Source organism: Streptomyces sp. NPDC052701 (assembly GCF_040678355.1).
GTDB lineage: Bacteria > Actinomycetota > Actinomycetes > Streptomycetales > Streptomycetaceae > Streptomyces.
The window spans coordinates 58,301-72,745 of record NZ_JBFATO010000034.1 but is presented as its reverse complement, the minus strand read 5'-3'; the positions used below and the strand labels follow the sequence as shown (position 1 = coordinate 72,745).

11 protein-coding genes and 1 pseudogene are annotated in these 14,445 nt (G+C 70.0%); 5 read left to right on the top strand and 7 right to left on the bottom strand.

Features of this window, described 5'->3' with window-relative positions:
* Positions 1-212 precede the first annotated feature (212 nt).
* Together AB0L29_RS28860 and AB0L29_RS28855 are read right to left on the bottom strand one after the other, a co-directional pair.
* The gene (locus AB0L29_RS28860; RefSeq protein WP_365831065.1) at positions 213-1,445 is read right to left on the bottom strand and encodes a GNAT family N-acetyltransferase; all 1,233 of its coding nucleotides are present in this window, start codon (positions 1,443-1,445) and stop codon (positions 213-215) included.
* A 2-nt stretch (positions 1,446-1,447) separates the two neighbouring features.
* Positions 1,448-1,843: a hypothetical protein gene (locus tag AB0L29_RS28855; protein WP_365831063.1), complete on the bottom strand. Its 396-nt coding sequence runs from the start codon at positions 1,841-1,843 to the stop codon at positions 1,448-1,450.
* Positions 1,844-2,108: 265 nt separating this feature from the next.
* Between AB0L29_RS28855 and AB0L29_RS28850 the strand changes: the two genes are divergently transcribed.
* Positions 2,109-2,321, top strand: a complete 213-nt coding sequence (locus AB0L29_RS28850) for a hypothetical protein (protein ID WP_365831061.1) — start codon at positions 2,109-2,111, stop codon at positions 2,319-2,321.
* 202 nt (positions 2,322-2,523) lie between these two features.
* Here the strand turns inward: AB0L29_RS28850 and AB0L29_RS28845 are convergent, their stop codons facing one another.
* Together AB0L29_RS28845 and AB0L29_RS28840 are read right to left on the bottom strand one after the other, a co-directional pair.
* A complete protein-coding gene (locus AB0L29_RS28845; protein WP_365831059.1) occupies positions 2,524-3,276 on the bottom strand; it encodes a hypothetical protein in 753 nt (250 codons plus the stop codon).
* 366 nt (positions 3,277-3,642) lie between these two features.
* Complete coding sequence (locus tag AB0L29_RS28840; protein ID WP_365831057.1) at positions 3,643-4,026, bottom strand: hypothetical protein; 384 nt, start codon at positions 4,024-4,026, stop codon at positions 3,643-3,645.
* Between the two features lie 654 nt (positions 4,027-4,680).
* Between AB0L29_RS28840 and AB0L29_RS28835 the strand changes: the two genes are divergently transcribed.
* A complete protein-coding gene (locus tag AB0L29_RS28835; protein ID WP_365831055.1) occupies positions 4,681-5,361 on the top strand; it encodes an HNH endonuclease family protein in 681 nt (226 codons plus the stop codon).
* A 23-nt stretch (positions 5,362-5,384) separates the two neighbouring features.
* On the opposite strand, the gene AB0L29_RS28830 is transcribed toward AB0L29_RS28835, so the two are convergent.
* Positions 5,385-6,287: a hypothetical protein gene (locus tag AB0L29_RS28830; RefSeq protein ID WP_365831053.1), complete on the bottom strand. Its 903-nt coding sequence runs from the start codon at positions 6,285-6,287 to the stop codon at positions 5,385-5,387.
* Between the two features lie 260 nt (positions 6,288-6,547).
* Between AB0L29_RS28830 and AB0L29_RS28825 the strand changes: the two genes are divergently transcribed.
* The 3 genes and pseudogenes from AB0L29_RS28825 to AB0L29_RS28815 all read left to right on the top strand — a co-directional run.
* Entirely contained in the window at positions 6,548-6,886 is a 339-nt protein-coding gene (locus tag AB0L29_RS28825) for an ankyrin repeat domain-containing protein (protein WP_365831051.1), read from the top strand.
* A 488-nt stretch (positions 6,887-7,374) separates the two neighbouring features.
* Positions 7,375-8,997, top strand: coding sequence for an IS21 family transposase (gene istA / locus AB0L29_RS28820; protein ID WP_365831095.1), 1,623 nt, complete (start codon positions 7,375-7,377; stop codon positions 8,995-8,997).
* 14 nt (positions 8,998-9,011) lie between these two features.
* Positions 9,012-9,227 (top strand): annotated as a pseudogene (locus AB0L29_RS28815) (AAA family ATPase); the annotation flags it as partial.
* Positions 9,228-9,384: 157 nt separating this feature from the next.
* On the opposite strand, the gene AB0L29_RS28810 reads toward AB0L29_RS28815, so the two are convergent.
* Positions 9,385-10,788: an IS1380 family transposase gene (locus tag AB0L29_RS28810; RefSeq protein WP_365831049.1), complete on the bottom strand. Its 1,404-nt coding sequence runs from the start codon at positions 10,786-10,788 to the stop codon at positions 9,385-9,387.
* A 316-nt stretch (positions 10,789-11,104) separates the two neighbouring features.
* The gene (locus AB0L29_RS28805) at positions 11,105-14,431 is read right to left on the bottom strand and encodes a S8 family peptidase (RefSeq protein WP_365831047.1); all 3,327 of its coding nucleotides are present in this window, start codon (positions 14,429-14,431) and stop codon (positions 11,105-11,107) included.
* Between the last annotated feature and the right edge of the window lie 14 nt (positions 14,432-14,445).

Below are 14,445 nucleotides of genomic sequence, written 5' to 3'. Positions count from 1 at the left end.
CGACGTCGCCGGACCGCCGCGGCCGCCGCTTTTCCGCTGCCTGAGCCCGGGGGCCGGGCCCACCGCTGTCCGCCCGGGCCACGCCTGCCCCGCCGCCCGGCGCGCAGTGCCGCCCTCACCCGTGATCTGCGGCCCTGCCCGCCACCGCGGGCCCGGCCCGCTTCGGCCTCCGGCAGCCGGCACCGTGCTCTCGCAGCGGCAGGGTGACAGCACTACTGACCCGGTGCTCTGCCCGGCCGGTGCTCCGCGGACATCTGCTCATGCTCAGGCGCGGCGGGCCGGGACGGGCGCTGCGCAGGCGGGAGCGAGGCACGGGATGCCTGCTCCTTGCGAAGCCAGTCGGCCATGGAACGGACCCGCTGGGCAAGTTCGGCATCCCCGGCAAGAGAAGTCTCCGGTGCGGCAGGAGCGCGCAGGAAACCGTTTTCGTCGTAGCGGGCTTTGTATGCCGCGCTGGCGCGCCACCAGACGTAGGGGGCGATGGCGGCGTCGACGGCGGGCGTGAACGCGGCGGTGTGCGTGCGGTGCGGCTGCTGGGCGTCACGCCAGGACATTCCGGCCAGCTCGACCGGGATGTCGGCGATGGCAGGTGAGAAGTCCACGAGCGCGGACGTCACGGTGTGGGAGGGAAGAGAGGCCCTGCCCAGTCGGCTCAGCGTGAACACCACATGCGTGGCCCCCCGGGGGGAGCTCTGGTCCTGGAAGACCTCTTCGTGGTGGGCGTCCTCGAACGCCTGCTGCCGGGTGGCGTACCACCGGGTACGCGGAAGATTGCCGTGACCAAGATGCTCCAGAAGCGCCTCAGCCCGCGAAGCGGCGTCCTGGCGTTCGTCATGGACGTGAGCGTGCAGACGGGGCGGCAGAAAGAGCCGCGTGGCCCCATAAAGAGGCTGGGCAGCCGGATCCAGCATCGCGGCCCGCACCGGACGGTAGAGCCAGAGATAGCCGTCCGCCTCCTGCTCGCCGCGCTCCCCGTAGCGGTAGACGGCATCACGGTGGCCGTCGAGGCCCTCGCGGGTGTTCCTGTGAACGAGCTGCGCCTTGTCGGAGGCCACCTCCACCGGGTCGAAGTAGGCGGCCCACTCGCCGGGCGGCCGGTTGTGGACGTTGCGCCGGGGATCGGGCTCCCGGTAGCTGTTCCACCAGTGGGCACCGTCGCGGCTGCGCGTACCGTGATTGATCCACGCGGTGGGGTAGGCCGCGTACAAGGCGTCCATGAGCACGCTCGCCAGGCCACGCCGCTGGAAGCCGGGGTACACCTCGAGCCCCCATACCCGCAGGGCCTGCCCGTCGGGGTGGACATGGAAGTCGAGGCTCCCGGCGGCCGTCCGGCCGACCAGCGCGACAAGGCGGCGCCCCTCCCACGGCTCACCGACGTCCATCCGGTAGTCGGTCAGCCACAGCGACAGTCCTTCGTCGGGCAGCCCGCCCTCGTCCGCGGACACCGCTAGCCGGCGCCAGCAGGGGTCGGCGCCACGGCGACGAGTCGGCTGCGGGCCTCATGGACGCCCTCCAGCCCGGCCAGCGCGGCAGCAGCCGACTCCTCCAACTCATGGGCGGCCGCCTGCCCGGCCAACCCGGGCCAGCGGCCGGCGTCGATGCCCAGCACGCTCTGCACCACGGCCTCGGCCTTCCCCGACACCATGACCGGCTGAGGCCCGTCGTAGGTGACCACCTGGGCCGTGCACACCACATCCCCCCGCGCATCGGGTGCGGACCGGTGATCGAAGATGATCTCACCCGCAGCTCCCAGAGCGGCGATGAGACGTGCGACAGCCTCCGGCGGCCCGCTCAGATGGATCCTGGTGTAGGAGGGGTCCGGGTTTTCCGACGGTTCACTCACGGCTGCTCCCAAAAGCACGGATCACTGTGAGGAGAGAACTCGCCTGAATGCAGCAGGAGTTCCCGCTGATGACCGTCGAGATCCACGACACCCTGCCAACGGGTGCACCGCCCGGCCAGCGGGAGCCCGCCGAGGAGATGAGCCTGCACCTGGACCTGCCCACACTCCACCTCGCCCCCCTCGAACCGGGCGACATCCTCGACGCATGGCCCGACGACGCCCCCCCGTGCAGATGCCGGCCTCCCCCGGCGGCGAGTAGACCTGGATGCGGCTGTACTGCCACGCCGACGGCCCAGAGCCCGGCATCGGCGACCACGGCGAACGCCATCTCCTCCAGCTCTGGCCGGCACCCCCTACCTCTCCTGTCCACCCGGAGATCACCGGCGCGGACCGCCAGGCTCGCGCCGCCCACGCGGCCGACAGGGCCACGCCCGTGGAGGAGTACACCAGCACGTTCACCATCACCGAAGGCGAGTAACAACTGAACCTGCACTCCCAAGACCCAGAGGCGGTGCCCGCAGCCACACACCTCAAGCCCTGGCCTGCGAGGCGCCAGAGCACCCGCCAGCGCATCCGGGGCAGCCCCCGGATGCGCTGGACCTGCTCCACGCCGGACCAAATCAGGCCGCCGGGCAGACGCTCCGCGGCCGGCGGGCGCAAGACCCGCGGTGACACCAGCATCACAAATCAGGAGAACTGGCTGCCGCGGCCGATCCACGAAAGCCTGCCGCCACCCGAGCATGACGCAGGGCCTCCTCGAGCAGCTCGGCGGCCTCCGTCCACTCCTCGTCGTTGCCCGTGTACGGCACCCGTGCCGCCCGCGCCAGCGCCCGCACCCCGGCCCGTGCCGCCCGCGCCCACCAGGTGCCCGGGCCCGCCAGGTGCCTGTCCATCGCCTCGCACTGGCAGCCCACGAAAGAGCACCCCGAGCGGGAACGGGCACGCCCGGGGCAGCGCACCCAGTCGGAGAGCAGACAGGAGTCGGCCTGGCCGAGCACCACGGCGGCCGCAGCCGCCAGCCGACGGCCGTCCTCGACGCTGCCGGCACGTTCCAGCGCTGCCCCCGCCACCCACAGCACTTCCCGCGCCTCGTCCCATGGGTCACCGTCGTCGCCGTCATAGGCGCCCGCCAAGCGCAACGCGGTGTCGGCCTGCGCACGCAGCGTCTGCCGCTCGGCCTCGGAAAGACGCTCGTACCCGTCGTAGATCAGCCCCTCCAGGCGCTCTGCCTCGGCGAGATAAGGCGCCCGCCGACGCTCGGCCCGCAAGACGTCCTCCAGGCGGCTGACCGCCCAGCCCATCCTCTCGGCGCGCACCGCGGCGTACAGGACCTCACAGAGCCGCTGCGGGCGCCGCAGCGCGGCGGTGTACTTCACGCCGGTGGCCAGCTGGACCTCACGGGCCCGCCGGGCAGCAGTGGAACGCTTGGGCATCGTGTGCCTTCCCGGACAGCCCGCGCCTGTCCGTAGGCGATTCTGCCGGTACGGAAGAGGCACGGATCCCGGAAGACCTTGGCCGAAGGGCTGACCCGGCGCGGGCGGGGCTCAGCTCGGCGAGTGGCGTGCGTGGCTGCCGCAGGCAACCTGGCAGACAGACCAGCCCCTTGCGTACCGCGCGAACTCCCACCCGCCCGGAGACGTCCGCCAAGTCGGTGCCACCGGCCGATCCCCGGTGGCCTCCCCCGCGCCGCCTGGTGCAGTGACCGCCGCCGGTAGTGCCCGGCACGTTCACAGTGCCACACACCGCGCGTGTGAACCGACGGGCGTGGCGGGGCGAACGCCGCGCCGGACTGCGGCGGTTCAGCCGGCCACGGGTAGCTGGGGCGTGCAGATTCGGCACAGGCGGTAGCGGATGCCGCCGCGCGGGCCGATACGCTCGGCCACCCAGGCCGCCGCCTCGCCGGGCTCCATCATCCGCTTGTGCGTCGCCCACCCGGAGTTGAGGGTGCCTTCGTGGGCGAACCTCGTCAGCGCGCCCTGCATCCAGATGGAATCGTCCCCTTGGACGTGGCCGACGGACTGCTCGATCTCACGGCATGTGGCCTGGTGCAGCGTGTGCTTGCCCGCGGCGTAGGGGTACCGGTCGGGCTGGTCGAACCGGCGCCGCTGCTCCACCGACTCCGCACGGATGGCAGCAAACCGTTCGCGGGCTTCCGCGCAGACCGGGCACCCGGGAGCGCACACCGACACCTGGGCGGGGCCGTCGAGCCGCTCCGGGTCCACCGGCCCCGCAGACCCGGCCGCACGAGGCTCCGGCTCCGCGCGCCGCGACGCCGGAACCTGCGCGAGACGAAGAGCCGCCGCGGCCCGCCGGGCTGCCTCACCCGCAACGCGCTGCCGCCGGGAACCACGTGCCCGCTCCGCCATAAAAAACCCCTCCCCTTGTCAAACCGCTGCTCACCCAGAGCCGTCCAAGCGCTCGAGGCTGCTTTTGCGGCCACGGCGGCGCCACAGCACACCAGCATGGCAGCCTGCCGGGCACAGTTCGCAACACGGCGGGCGATTTTATCCGGTTTGACCGTCCCGGAGTGCGGTTATCTCCGCCCCGCACCGTGCCGTCCGGCCCGGTGCGGGGGCACACGCCCCTGGAGGATCCACCGGATCGCATCGCCGAGCGGGCAGGTGATGTAGGTCCATCCCGCCTTCGCGGCCAGCGTGCGCGGAGCCCACGTGCAGCGCGCCAGGCCGTGCCGCGGTGAAAGTGGGTGACGATCGGCGCACGGCGGTGTGACTTACCGTTCGCGCGGGTGACAACACCTCCGGTTTCCCGGCGTGTTGTGCGGCGGCCCGTTACGAAGACCCCAAGACGTTCGGGATCGTCGAAGGGACCGATGTTCCATGCGCTTCGCCCGCGCCGCGGCCACCGTTCTTGCCGCTCTGCTCCTGCCGGTCACCGCCCACACCGCCGCCGCGGCCGCGCCGGCGCGGGTGCGCGCCCCCGGGGAGACGGTGACCCTGCCCGTGCGGGACGCGCTCGACCAGCTGCCGGTACGGGTCGAGGACCGCACCGGCTACGAGCGCAGCAAGTTCAAGCACTGGGTGGACGCCGACAAGGACGGCTGCAACACCCGGCAAGAGGTTCTGAAGGCCGAAGCGGTCATCGCGCCCGAACAGGGCCCGCGCTGCGCCCTGAGCGCAGGGGAGTGGTACAGCCCGTATGACGACCGCTACATCAACGGCGCGCGCGAACTGGACATCGACCACCTGGTGCCGCTCGCCGAGGCATGGGACTCCGGCGCCTACGCCTGGACGGCGAAGCAGCGGAAGGCCTACGCCAACGACCTCGGAGACGCGCGGGCGCTCATCGCGGTGTCGGCGGCGTCCAACCGGTCGAAGGGCGACCAGGACCCCGCGACCTGGCTGCCCCCGGCCACCAGCTACCGCTGCCAGTACGTCACCGACTGGGTCGCCGACAAGATCCGCTGGGGTCTGACCGTCGACGCCACCGAACGCGACGCACTGGCCGGCCAGCTCGGCTGGTGCTCCGACGTGCCCATCACCGTGACCCTCGCCCGCTAGAGCAACCGGTCCGGCCGCGGCGTTCAGCTCGGTGCCAGGCGCATGCCCCGATAGCAGTCCGGCCGGATGCCGCGCTGGCCGGCATCCCGCGTACAGCGCTCCCGCGCCGCGCAGAAGGCCATGGGCGGCACGGGCAAGTGCACCGAGCTGGTGCGCGCCAACCCGCGCCCGCACGGCGCGCCCGCAGAAAGCCCACCCACGAACCAGCCCTCAGCCCGACCAGGTGTCGGCGAGGAGCGCGTTGACCAGATCGGGCCGGTCGCGGTGCGGGAAGGGATCCGTGCCCGCCACTTGGACCCCGCGGGCGCCGATCCGGTCGCGACGACCTCGCCGCTGACGGCGATGGCCTCGCCGAAGACGGCCGGCGGGCGGCGGCGGTCATCGCGACCACCGCCCCGTAGGAGTGACCCACCGCGTGGACGGCCCTCTACTCGTCGTAGGGCTCGTGGGCTGGCACCTGTCCGTCGGTGCGCCGCTGCCGGTCGCCGGTGAGCGCGACGATCCGGTGGACGGGCACCGAGATGGCCGGGTGGCCGCCTGTGGGGGAGAACCCCCACTCGGCCGGTGCCGGGCTCGTAAGAGGTCACCGTGCCATACAGCCGGTGCAGCACCGTCTCGTCACGCATTGCGCACTCGACGTCTAGGCACAGCATCCAGTCGTTGAGCCAGTGGACGGGCAGGTTCTCCATCTCGGCGGCTGCGGGACCGGGGTGATCGTCGTCGGGGACCCAGCTGTACTTGCCGACGACCAGGTCGTTGTAGACCTCCATCGAGTCGGGCCCGCTGTAGGCGGCCCGCCGCCCGAGCTGGGCGGCGCGCCGTACCGCCCGGGCCGCCGTCACCATGGCCGAGGGCCCGGCGCCCGGCCCGTCGCCTTCGGCGTCCGCCGGCAGGTAGGGGTAGGCGCGGCGCAGCAGCGCCAGCACGTCCCGCTCGTCCGGCCCGGCGCTGCCCCCCCGGCAAGGTCGGGTCCGAGGACGATCCGCTGCCGGTTGTCGCGGGCGTGGTCACGCCCCACGATCGCCCGCCCCCTGTCACGCTCTGCTACCCACGGTCACTGTGACACAAGGCCCCTACGGCCACTAAGCGATCAGCTCTTCCGCTCACCCAAGACGTCACCTCAAGGGGTGTCGGACGGCGTAGAAAGGCGCTGGCAGGCGTGCTGCGGGGCCGGTTGAATGTCGTGGTGAGCGACTACTGGACACCCGCGCATCAAGCGGTCGAGCAGGAGGACGCTGAAGCTCTGGCCCGGTTGCTGGCAGCGGGAGCCGATCCCGATGAGGTCTTCAGCAACATGACGCTGCTGACGCACGCGATCGACGCCGAGGGCGATGGGGCCCTGCAGAGCGGGCAGCCGCTGACTGTGCACACCACGGCCGTATTGCTCGCCTTCGGGGCAGATCCGGAGCTCGCAGACCCTGACGGCCGCACGCCCATGGACATGGCCGACCACTACGGCCACGACCTGGCGATGAAACTGCTGCAGACCCACATCAGCAGACGAGCCAGGACCCGGTGCGCTTGATGGTCCAGCGGCGGCGTCTGCTGCGATTTCCGGCACCTCCCCGGACGCCGACCACAACCACGCATGCCTCAGGCTCAGCCCACGCGTGTGCGGCGGTGGACCAGACGCATGCCGAGAGTGAGCAAGAGCTGCAGCCCGGCATGGTCGAACTGCTCCTAGACAGTGGACGCGCGGAAGAGATGGGCCAGTTGTCCAGCCTCCGCGGGCTGGCCGGCGACTGCCCGTCGCAGAACGTCAGCCGTCGGGCTCGCCCGCCGACCGGGCGGCGGCAGCGAGTTCGGCGCGAAGGCTCCTCCGCCCTGCGCCGGTCGCGTCCCGCTGCAGCTCCTCCAGCTCGGTTGGCTTTGTAGGTGAGTTTCAGGAACGTCTGATGCTCAGCGGCGGGAACGCTCGGTTCCACGGGAGAGTGATGTCGCTGAGTTTCGAGAACGCCCCGCTGCTTGCTTCGGGACCCTGGTTGTGCTCTGCACGACGAGGGGGCCCGGGTGCTGCCGAAGTCCAAGGTCGATCTGTACGCGGCGATCCGCCGTGATGCCAGGACGGGCATGTCGACGCGCGCGCTCATGCGGAAGTACGGCGTCGGTTTCAACACTGTGCAGAGGGCTCTGACCTCGGCCCTGCCGGAGCCGCGCAAGAAAATGAGGCCACGGGCAACGCGCCTGGACCCCTACAAGCCGGTGATCGACGCCATCCTGAAGACGGACCTGACCGCGCCGCGAAAGCAGCGCCACACGGTTAAGCGGATCTACGACCGGCTCCTGGACGAGCATGAAGCCGCCGACGTCACCTACCAGATGGTCCGCGCCTATGTCGCCGCCCGCCGTGAGGAGATCCGTCTCCAGGCAGGCAAGGGGGTGGTGGATGCGTTCGTCCCGCAGACCCACAGGCCAGGGGCGGAGGCCGAGGTCGACTTCGGCGATGTCACGGTGAAGCTGGCCGGCGAGCTGGTGACCTGCTACCTGTTTGCGTTCCGGCTGTCGTACTCGGGCAAGGCCGTGCACCGCATCTTCGCCTCGGCAGGGCAGGAAGCGTTCTTCGAGGGCCACGTCCACGCTCTCAACGTCCTGGGTGGAGTGCCGACCGGGAAGGTCCGCTACGACAACCTTAGAGCCGCCGTCGCCCAGGTGCTGGGCCTCTCCCGCCGCAGGATCGAAGCCGAACGGTGGACCGCCTTCCGCTCCCACTACGGCATCAACGCCCTTTACTGCCAGCCCGGCATCCGCGGCGCTCACGAGAAGGGCGGCGTCGAGGGCCAGATCGGCTGGTTCCGCCGCAACCACCTCGTCCCCGTCCCCGAAGTGGACACGCTGGCCGAACTCAACGAGATGATCGACCGTTGGGACCAAGAGGACGATGCCCGCCGCATCCGCTCCCGTCCCCGCACGATCGGCGAGTACTTCGCGGCCGAGCAGCCGTTGCTGGCGCCACTACCGGAGGAGCCGTTCGAGACCGGCCGGCTGTCCACACCACGGGTCGACCGCTACAGCCAGATCTGTGTCCGGATGAATCGCTACTCGGTGCCGGTGCGGCTGATCGGCCGCACCGTCCGCGTCATGCTCCACGCTTCCGAGCTCGTGGTCTACGACGGCCGCGAGGAAGTCGCCCGCCACGAGCGGCTCATCGCCCGCAATGGATCCCGCCTCGAACTCGACCACTACCTGGAGGCGCTGATCCGCAAGCCCGGTGCCCTGCCCGGCGCCACCGCTCTCGACCAGGCCCGGGCCGCCGGCCGGTTCACTCCCATGCACGACGCCTGGTGGGAAGCCGCCGTCAAAGCGCACGGTGAACGCGACGGCACCCGGGCCCTGATCGAGGTCCTCCTGCTCAGCCGCCACCTGCCCCACGAACACCTCGTCACCGGCCTCGCCGCGGCCCTGAAGACCGGTGCTCTCACCGCCGATGCCGTCGCTCTCGAAGCCCGAAAGGCAGCCGACGCCGACACCGGACGCGAAGAACCCCCGAAGCCGCCCTCCACCACCAGCCAGAGCGCCATCGCCCCGCTGCCCGCGGCCGTGAGGGCCAACCTGCCGCCCGACAAGCGGCCCATGCCCTCCGTCGCCCCCTACGACCAGCTCCTGCGGCTCCGCCGACCCGACCACCCCACTCCGTGAAAGAGGAGAATGCCGTGACCCTTCCCCGCCAGCGAGGACTCACCGAGCAGGCCGCCACCACCGCCGTCGACCAGGCATGCCGGATGCTCCGGCTGCCCACCATCCGCTCTCAGTTTCCCGACCTCGCCGAGACCGCGAGCCGTGAGCAGATGTCCTACCTCGGCTTCCTCGCCGAACTCTTGCTGGCCGAGTGCGACGATCGGGCCCGCCACCGCTCCGAGCGCCGCATTAACCTCCCTGTTTCGGTTGGTCGGCTGAGTTGGACTGATCATGGTGGGTTGCGGCTGTCGGCTGCTTCTGGCCCGATGGGCATGGCTGGGGCCCGACGCTCGGGTCGGGTGCTCCAGGGTTCCTCAGGTAGTGGACGGTCAGGGACAAAGCCGCAGGTCAAGTGACTGGTCTCGGCAGGGCGGCGAGGCATGCGAAAGCGTTCGCCAGTTCGTGGCGCCATGGCCAGGTGGCGGCGATCTGTAGGTGCAGGCGACGGGCGCCGCGGGTGATGCGGGCGGCGGCGTGCAGCAGCCGGTAGCGGAGTTTCTTCGGCTCTGCGGTGGCCAACTCGCCGCCCAGCAGGAGAGCTTGGGTCCAGGCGAGCAGGTCGATGGCGGCGAGGGACAGCTCCAGCCATGCGGCATTGATGGCGAAGTGCCGGGAGGGGAACCGGCCGAATCCGGTGATCTTGCCGCAGCGGATGCGGTCCTCGACGCGGGCGTGCGCGCGGTGGCGGACCTCCAGCAGTTGCAGGGAGCCCTGGCCGTAGGGGGTGTCGGTGAGGAAGACCTGGTGGCGCATGCCCTCGTCCAGGTCGAACAGGGACAGTTGGGCGCCGGGGTGGGGACGCTCACGGCGGACGATGATCCGGGTGCCATCGGGCAGGCCCGGCAGGTCGACCAGGCCGGTCAGTTCGGCGACCTGCGCGCCTTCTCGCAGGGAGCCGTCCTGTTCGAGGGCGGGATGCCAGACCCGCTCGGGCAGATGGCGTATCGCACGGCGGACGGGTTCGGTGATGGACCATCCGACGGAGAAGGAGGCGTGTATCCCGCGTGAGCGAAGGGTGCGGATGTGGGCCAGGAACGCCTTGGCGGATCCGGCGCTGTCGGCGCGGATGAGGATGCCGGTGCCGTGGCGGTGGTCGTCGGGAAGTTGGGCGAGCGCGGCATCCAGGACGCTGATGTGGTCGGCGGCGGTGTTGGCCGCGGCGTTGCCGGGCCGCAGCACACCGGCCAGCGCTTCCCCGGTGTTGTCCAGGAAGCACAGCAGCGGGTGGTAGCCGAAGCCATGCTTGTAGGTCGGCGCCGCGTGCTCCTTCTCGGAGTGGCAGGTGACGAGCGTGGCGTCGATGTCCAGGACCAGGCCGGGCAGTTCGTGCCCACCCGCGTACGAGGCAGGGATACCGCCCCGGGTCTCGCCCGCCTGCAGCCAGGCGATCGCGCGGGCGGTGGCACGGGCCGCGCGCAGGGCACCGAGGGCGGCGGGGTCGATGTTGGCCAGCAGGCGCCAGGCGGTGGGGATGGAGGCGACCGGGCCGAACACCTCGGGCTGATCGCGCAGCAGTGCCAGGTCGGCGATCGCCTCGCCGCCGTCGGCGAGCATCACTGCCAGGTCGACGGCGATCCGGCCCGGATCGTGGCCGGTGCCGCGCGGACGCAGCCGGCGCAGGGCGTCACTGAAGGCATGGGTCAGTCCGGTGACCTCGGCGAGATCGGCCAGCAGGCGGGATCCGGCATGACTGACCACCCCGCGCCCGTCAGTGGAGACGACGAGCCGGGGACGTGACCCGGTAGTGTGCACGTAGAAAGTGCCTTCCTGCTGGAACGACAGAAGCCTTAGACAAGCCCTATCGTCCCAGCTCAGAAGGCACTTTCGCGTTCCCGCTCATGATCCGGACACAGCCGCAAGTGAAACGCGCAGGCTAGGGCGAGCCTTGGCCGGCGAGGGCCAGTGCGTCAGGCACGAAGGTGGGCCGCCCCGCGTAGCGCGTGTGTGCCAGGGATGCCGGGGAGCAGTAACCCCTTCATCACTGAACCGCTCCCCGGACAGGCCAGAACCGGGTGTCCGGCTCGGATTTCCGGGGAGCGGTTGCCCGTACGAGTGCCAGGTCGGGCGATTAGTGCAGCTTGTACGCGTCGATCAGCGTCTGCTCCACGGAGTTGCCGGACGCGTCGGTCGCCCGGGCCCGCAACGACACCGATCTCGCGTCATTGGGGTGATGGACGACCGCGAACGCGTTCGACACGACGGTCACCGGCTTCCACGTCAGACCGCTGTCGAACGACGCGTCCACCGCCAACGTCCGTGGCACAGTGCCGGTGTTCGTCGCCTGGCGTTGAAGCGTGACGGGCACAATCAGCGAGCTACCCGCCGCCACCGAGTTGTCGTCGTCCAGCGTGGGCGTGAAGCGGATGACCGACAGCGGCAATCGAGTCCGGGTGGGGCCGGCGTGTGCGGAGTGGAACGTCCACTTGGCCCGCACGGTGGTGCTCACGTCGGCGGCACGGCTGCGGACCCCTTCGACGGACAGCACGTAATCACCGGCGTCCGGCGGGACTCTGAATTCTTCGACAGCGTCGGCACTTTCACCCACCTTCACGCCGTCCTTGTAGAGGACGATGCTCGACTTGTCCCGTAGCGAAGTACCGGCGTTGCCGGCTGCGTCTCCCCACAGCGGGACATTCACCAGGATTTTGTCGCCGGTCCTGGTCACGTATTCGACGTCGTACTTCGACTGTGGCAAAGCCGGTCCGAACACTCCTCGGTTAAAGGGCAGCTGGGTGGTTGTGCCCGCCCGGAACGACCGCGGCGGCGACATGAGCCTTTCCTCAAGCGCCCCGTCCGGACCCATCTGCCAAAACTCAGGTGACCAAAGCGCCTCGGGGGTGTAGTACTCGTTCCGTTCGCCAGGCAGCTCGACCGGCATGACCTTGGACCACCAGCCCGGCAGCCGCGGGCCGAACTTCGGAGCCGGGAACGACCATGCCAACCCTGACTTGCCCGGTAGCGGGACTGAGTACGTGGCGTGCACGCGACCGAGGTTTTCCTTCTTTTCCACGCGGGTGAACCCGGTGGGGAACGAACCGTTGGCGTAGTAGCCGAGACCGTAGAAGTCCCCCTTACCGCCGACCCACTGCGTGTTGTACTGCGTGACGAACTCGTTCGGCGGCAGCTCGGGGCCGACGCCGGCGGTCCACAGGTCGCTCGTGTCTCCGCCGTAGCGCACCCAGCTGAAGCCGTAGCCGTCGTCGTTGTGGCCGTTGTACCGCATGTACCTGACGTCAGCGATGCCCAGGGAGGCGTTGTCCGGCGGGGTGATGCTCGTCGGCCGCGTTGCCCGGAAGTCCAGGTCGACGCTCATGTCCTCGGTAAGGTCCAGCGACGGGTACACCAGCCATGAGGTGTGCCCGGCGATGAGCAGGCTGTCCAGGAGGTAACGTCCCTTGGGCATCCGGACCGATACGCGCCCTTCCGGGCTGAAGAGGTCGTAGTAGTCGCCGGTGTCAATGTTGTACGCGACGGTGCCGTAGTTGGCGGTGGCCGGTTTGCCGTCGAGACCGATGTGGTCGACGGTCAAGGTGTGGCTCTCCCCTTCGCGGGTGACCGCGATCGGGGTGAGCACCTGGGTGCTGCGCGAGGTCGCGGTCAGCAGCCCGGTGAACGTGCCGTCGAGCGTGCCCGGTCGCGTGTCGGCGATGACGTCGACCGATGCCGTACCGCCGCCCGGGATCGTCACGTGCGGCGTCGAGGCGGTCATCATGCCGGCCGGTGCGGGGCTCCCGTCGGGGCCGGTCGCGGTCACCGAGATGTCCAGCGTCACGTCCTGTTTGCCCGCGTTGTGGTACGTCACCGTTTTGCTCAGCGGCTGGTCGTCGTCGTGCGGCCATTCCTGGGTGCCGAGGACGAGGCTTGTCGGTTCCGTCGTCACCACCTGGCTGATCGCCCGGGCCGCGTCCACCCGGCCGGAGCCCTGGGCGAACGCGCTCAGCTTGGCGTTCGGCTTGGCCGACGCGGTCAGCGCGGCCTTGATTTGCTGCCCGGTCCACTCCGGGTGCTCCTGCGCCAGTAGCACGGCCGACCCGGCCACGTGCGGGGTCGCCATCGACGTACCGCTCAGCGCGACGTACCCGTCGCCAGTGGGGTCGCCGAGCCGGCCTTCGGCGGCCTTCGCAGCCATGATGCCCACCCCGGGCGCGGTGATGTCCGGCTTGATTGCGCCGTCGCCGACTCGCGGGCCACGACTGGAGAACGATGCCAGGTTGTCGTGGCGGTCCACTGCCCCGACCGTCAACGCGGCGTCCGCGCTGCCCGGTGACTGGATGGTGCCGTCACCACTGCCGCCGCCGTTACCCGCGGCAACCACAAACAGCGTGCCCGTCTTGGACAGTTTGTCCACGGCCTCTTCCAGCGGGTCGACCCCTTCGAAGTCGCGGCCACCCATGCTCATGTTCACCACCTGAGCACCTTGGTCGACCGCCCACTGCATGCCCGCGATGATTCCCGACATCATGCCGTTGCCGTCATCGTCGAGCACCTTGCCGTCGAGGAACTGCGCGTCATACGCCACGCCCTTGAACTTGCCGTCGGACTTGGCGCCTGTGCCGGCGATGATCGAGGCGACGTGCGTACCGTGGCCGTTGCGGTCCACGTTGTCCGAAGTGCCGCTGAAATTGCGTTCGGCTATCTGCCGGCCGGCCAGGTCGGGATGGGTTTCATCGACTCCGGTGTCCAAGACGGCCACCTTCACCCCTGCGCCGGTGTAGCCGGCCTCCCACGCCTGCGGCCCGCCGATCTGCGGGACACTGCGGTCAAGCGACGCGTGCATGACAGCGTCAAGCCAGACTTTCCGCACGCCGGCGCCCAGCACCGACTTCCAGGTGGACCCGTCGCGGCTCGCGCGCACCGCGGAGGAGTTGATGCTCGCCAGGTTCTGAGTTTGCTTGGCACCTGCCAGTTGCGCGCGGGCGACACCAGGTGCGTACGTCACGATCAGCGGGAGTGTGCTCCGCTTGCTGTCACCGTAGCCGGAGTCAAGCAGCATCGTCACGTCGAACAGTCGTTCGTCGACTCTTCCTTGCCTCACCAGGACAACCGCGTCCCGGGGAACCACGAATAGGTGACCATTTCGCTGGTACGTCGAGAAGGCCATCTTGTCCCGACCTTTGCCGGGCACGATGGTTTTGACCTCTCGCTTCGCATCGAGGAAAACGACTCGGTCGCCGGTCAGCAACGTGACCGACTGACCGCTGATGGGGCCGGCCGACGCGGCTGTGGCCCTCGGCGGTATGCCGAGTGTCATCCCGAGGGCGAGGGAGGCGACGGCCAAGAGACTGCCTGTTTTCAATCCGGCTGAACGCACGCGAAGTGCCTCCCAGAGAGTTTTCCGGGCGTTCGACGCCGAAGTGACGGTGGCTGCCGCCGTCGTCGCGACGAGGGAAAGCAACGCGACGAGTGCTC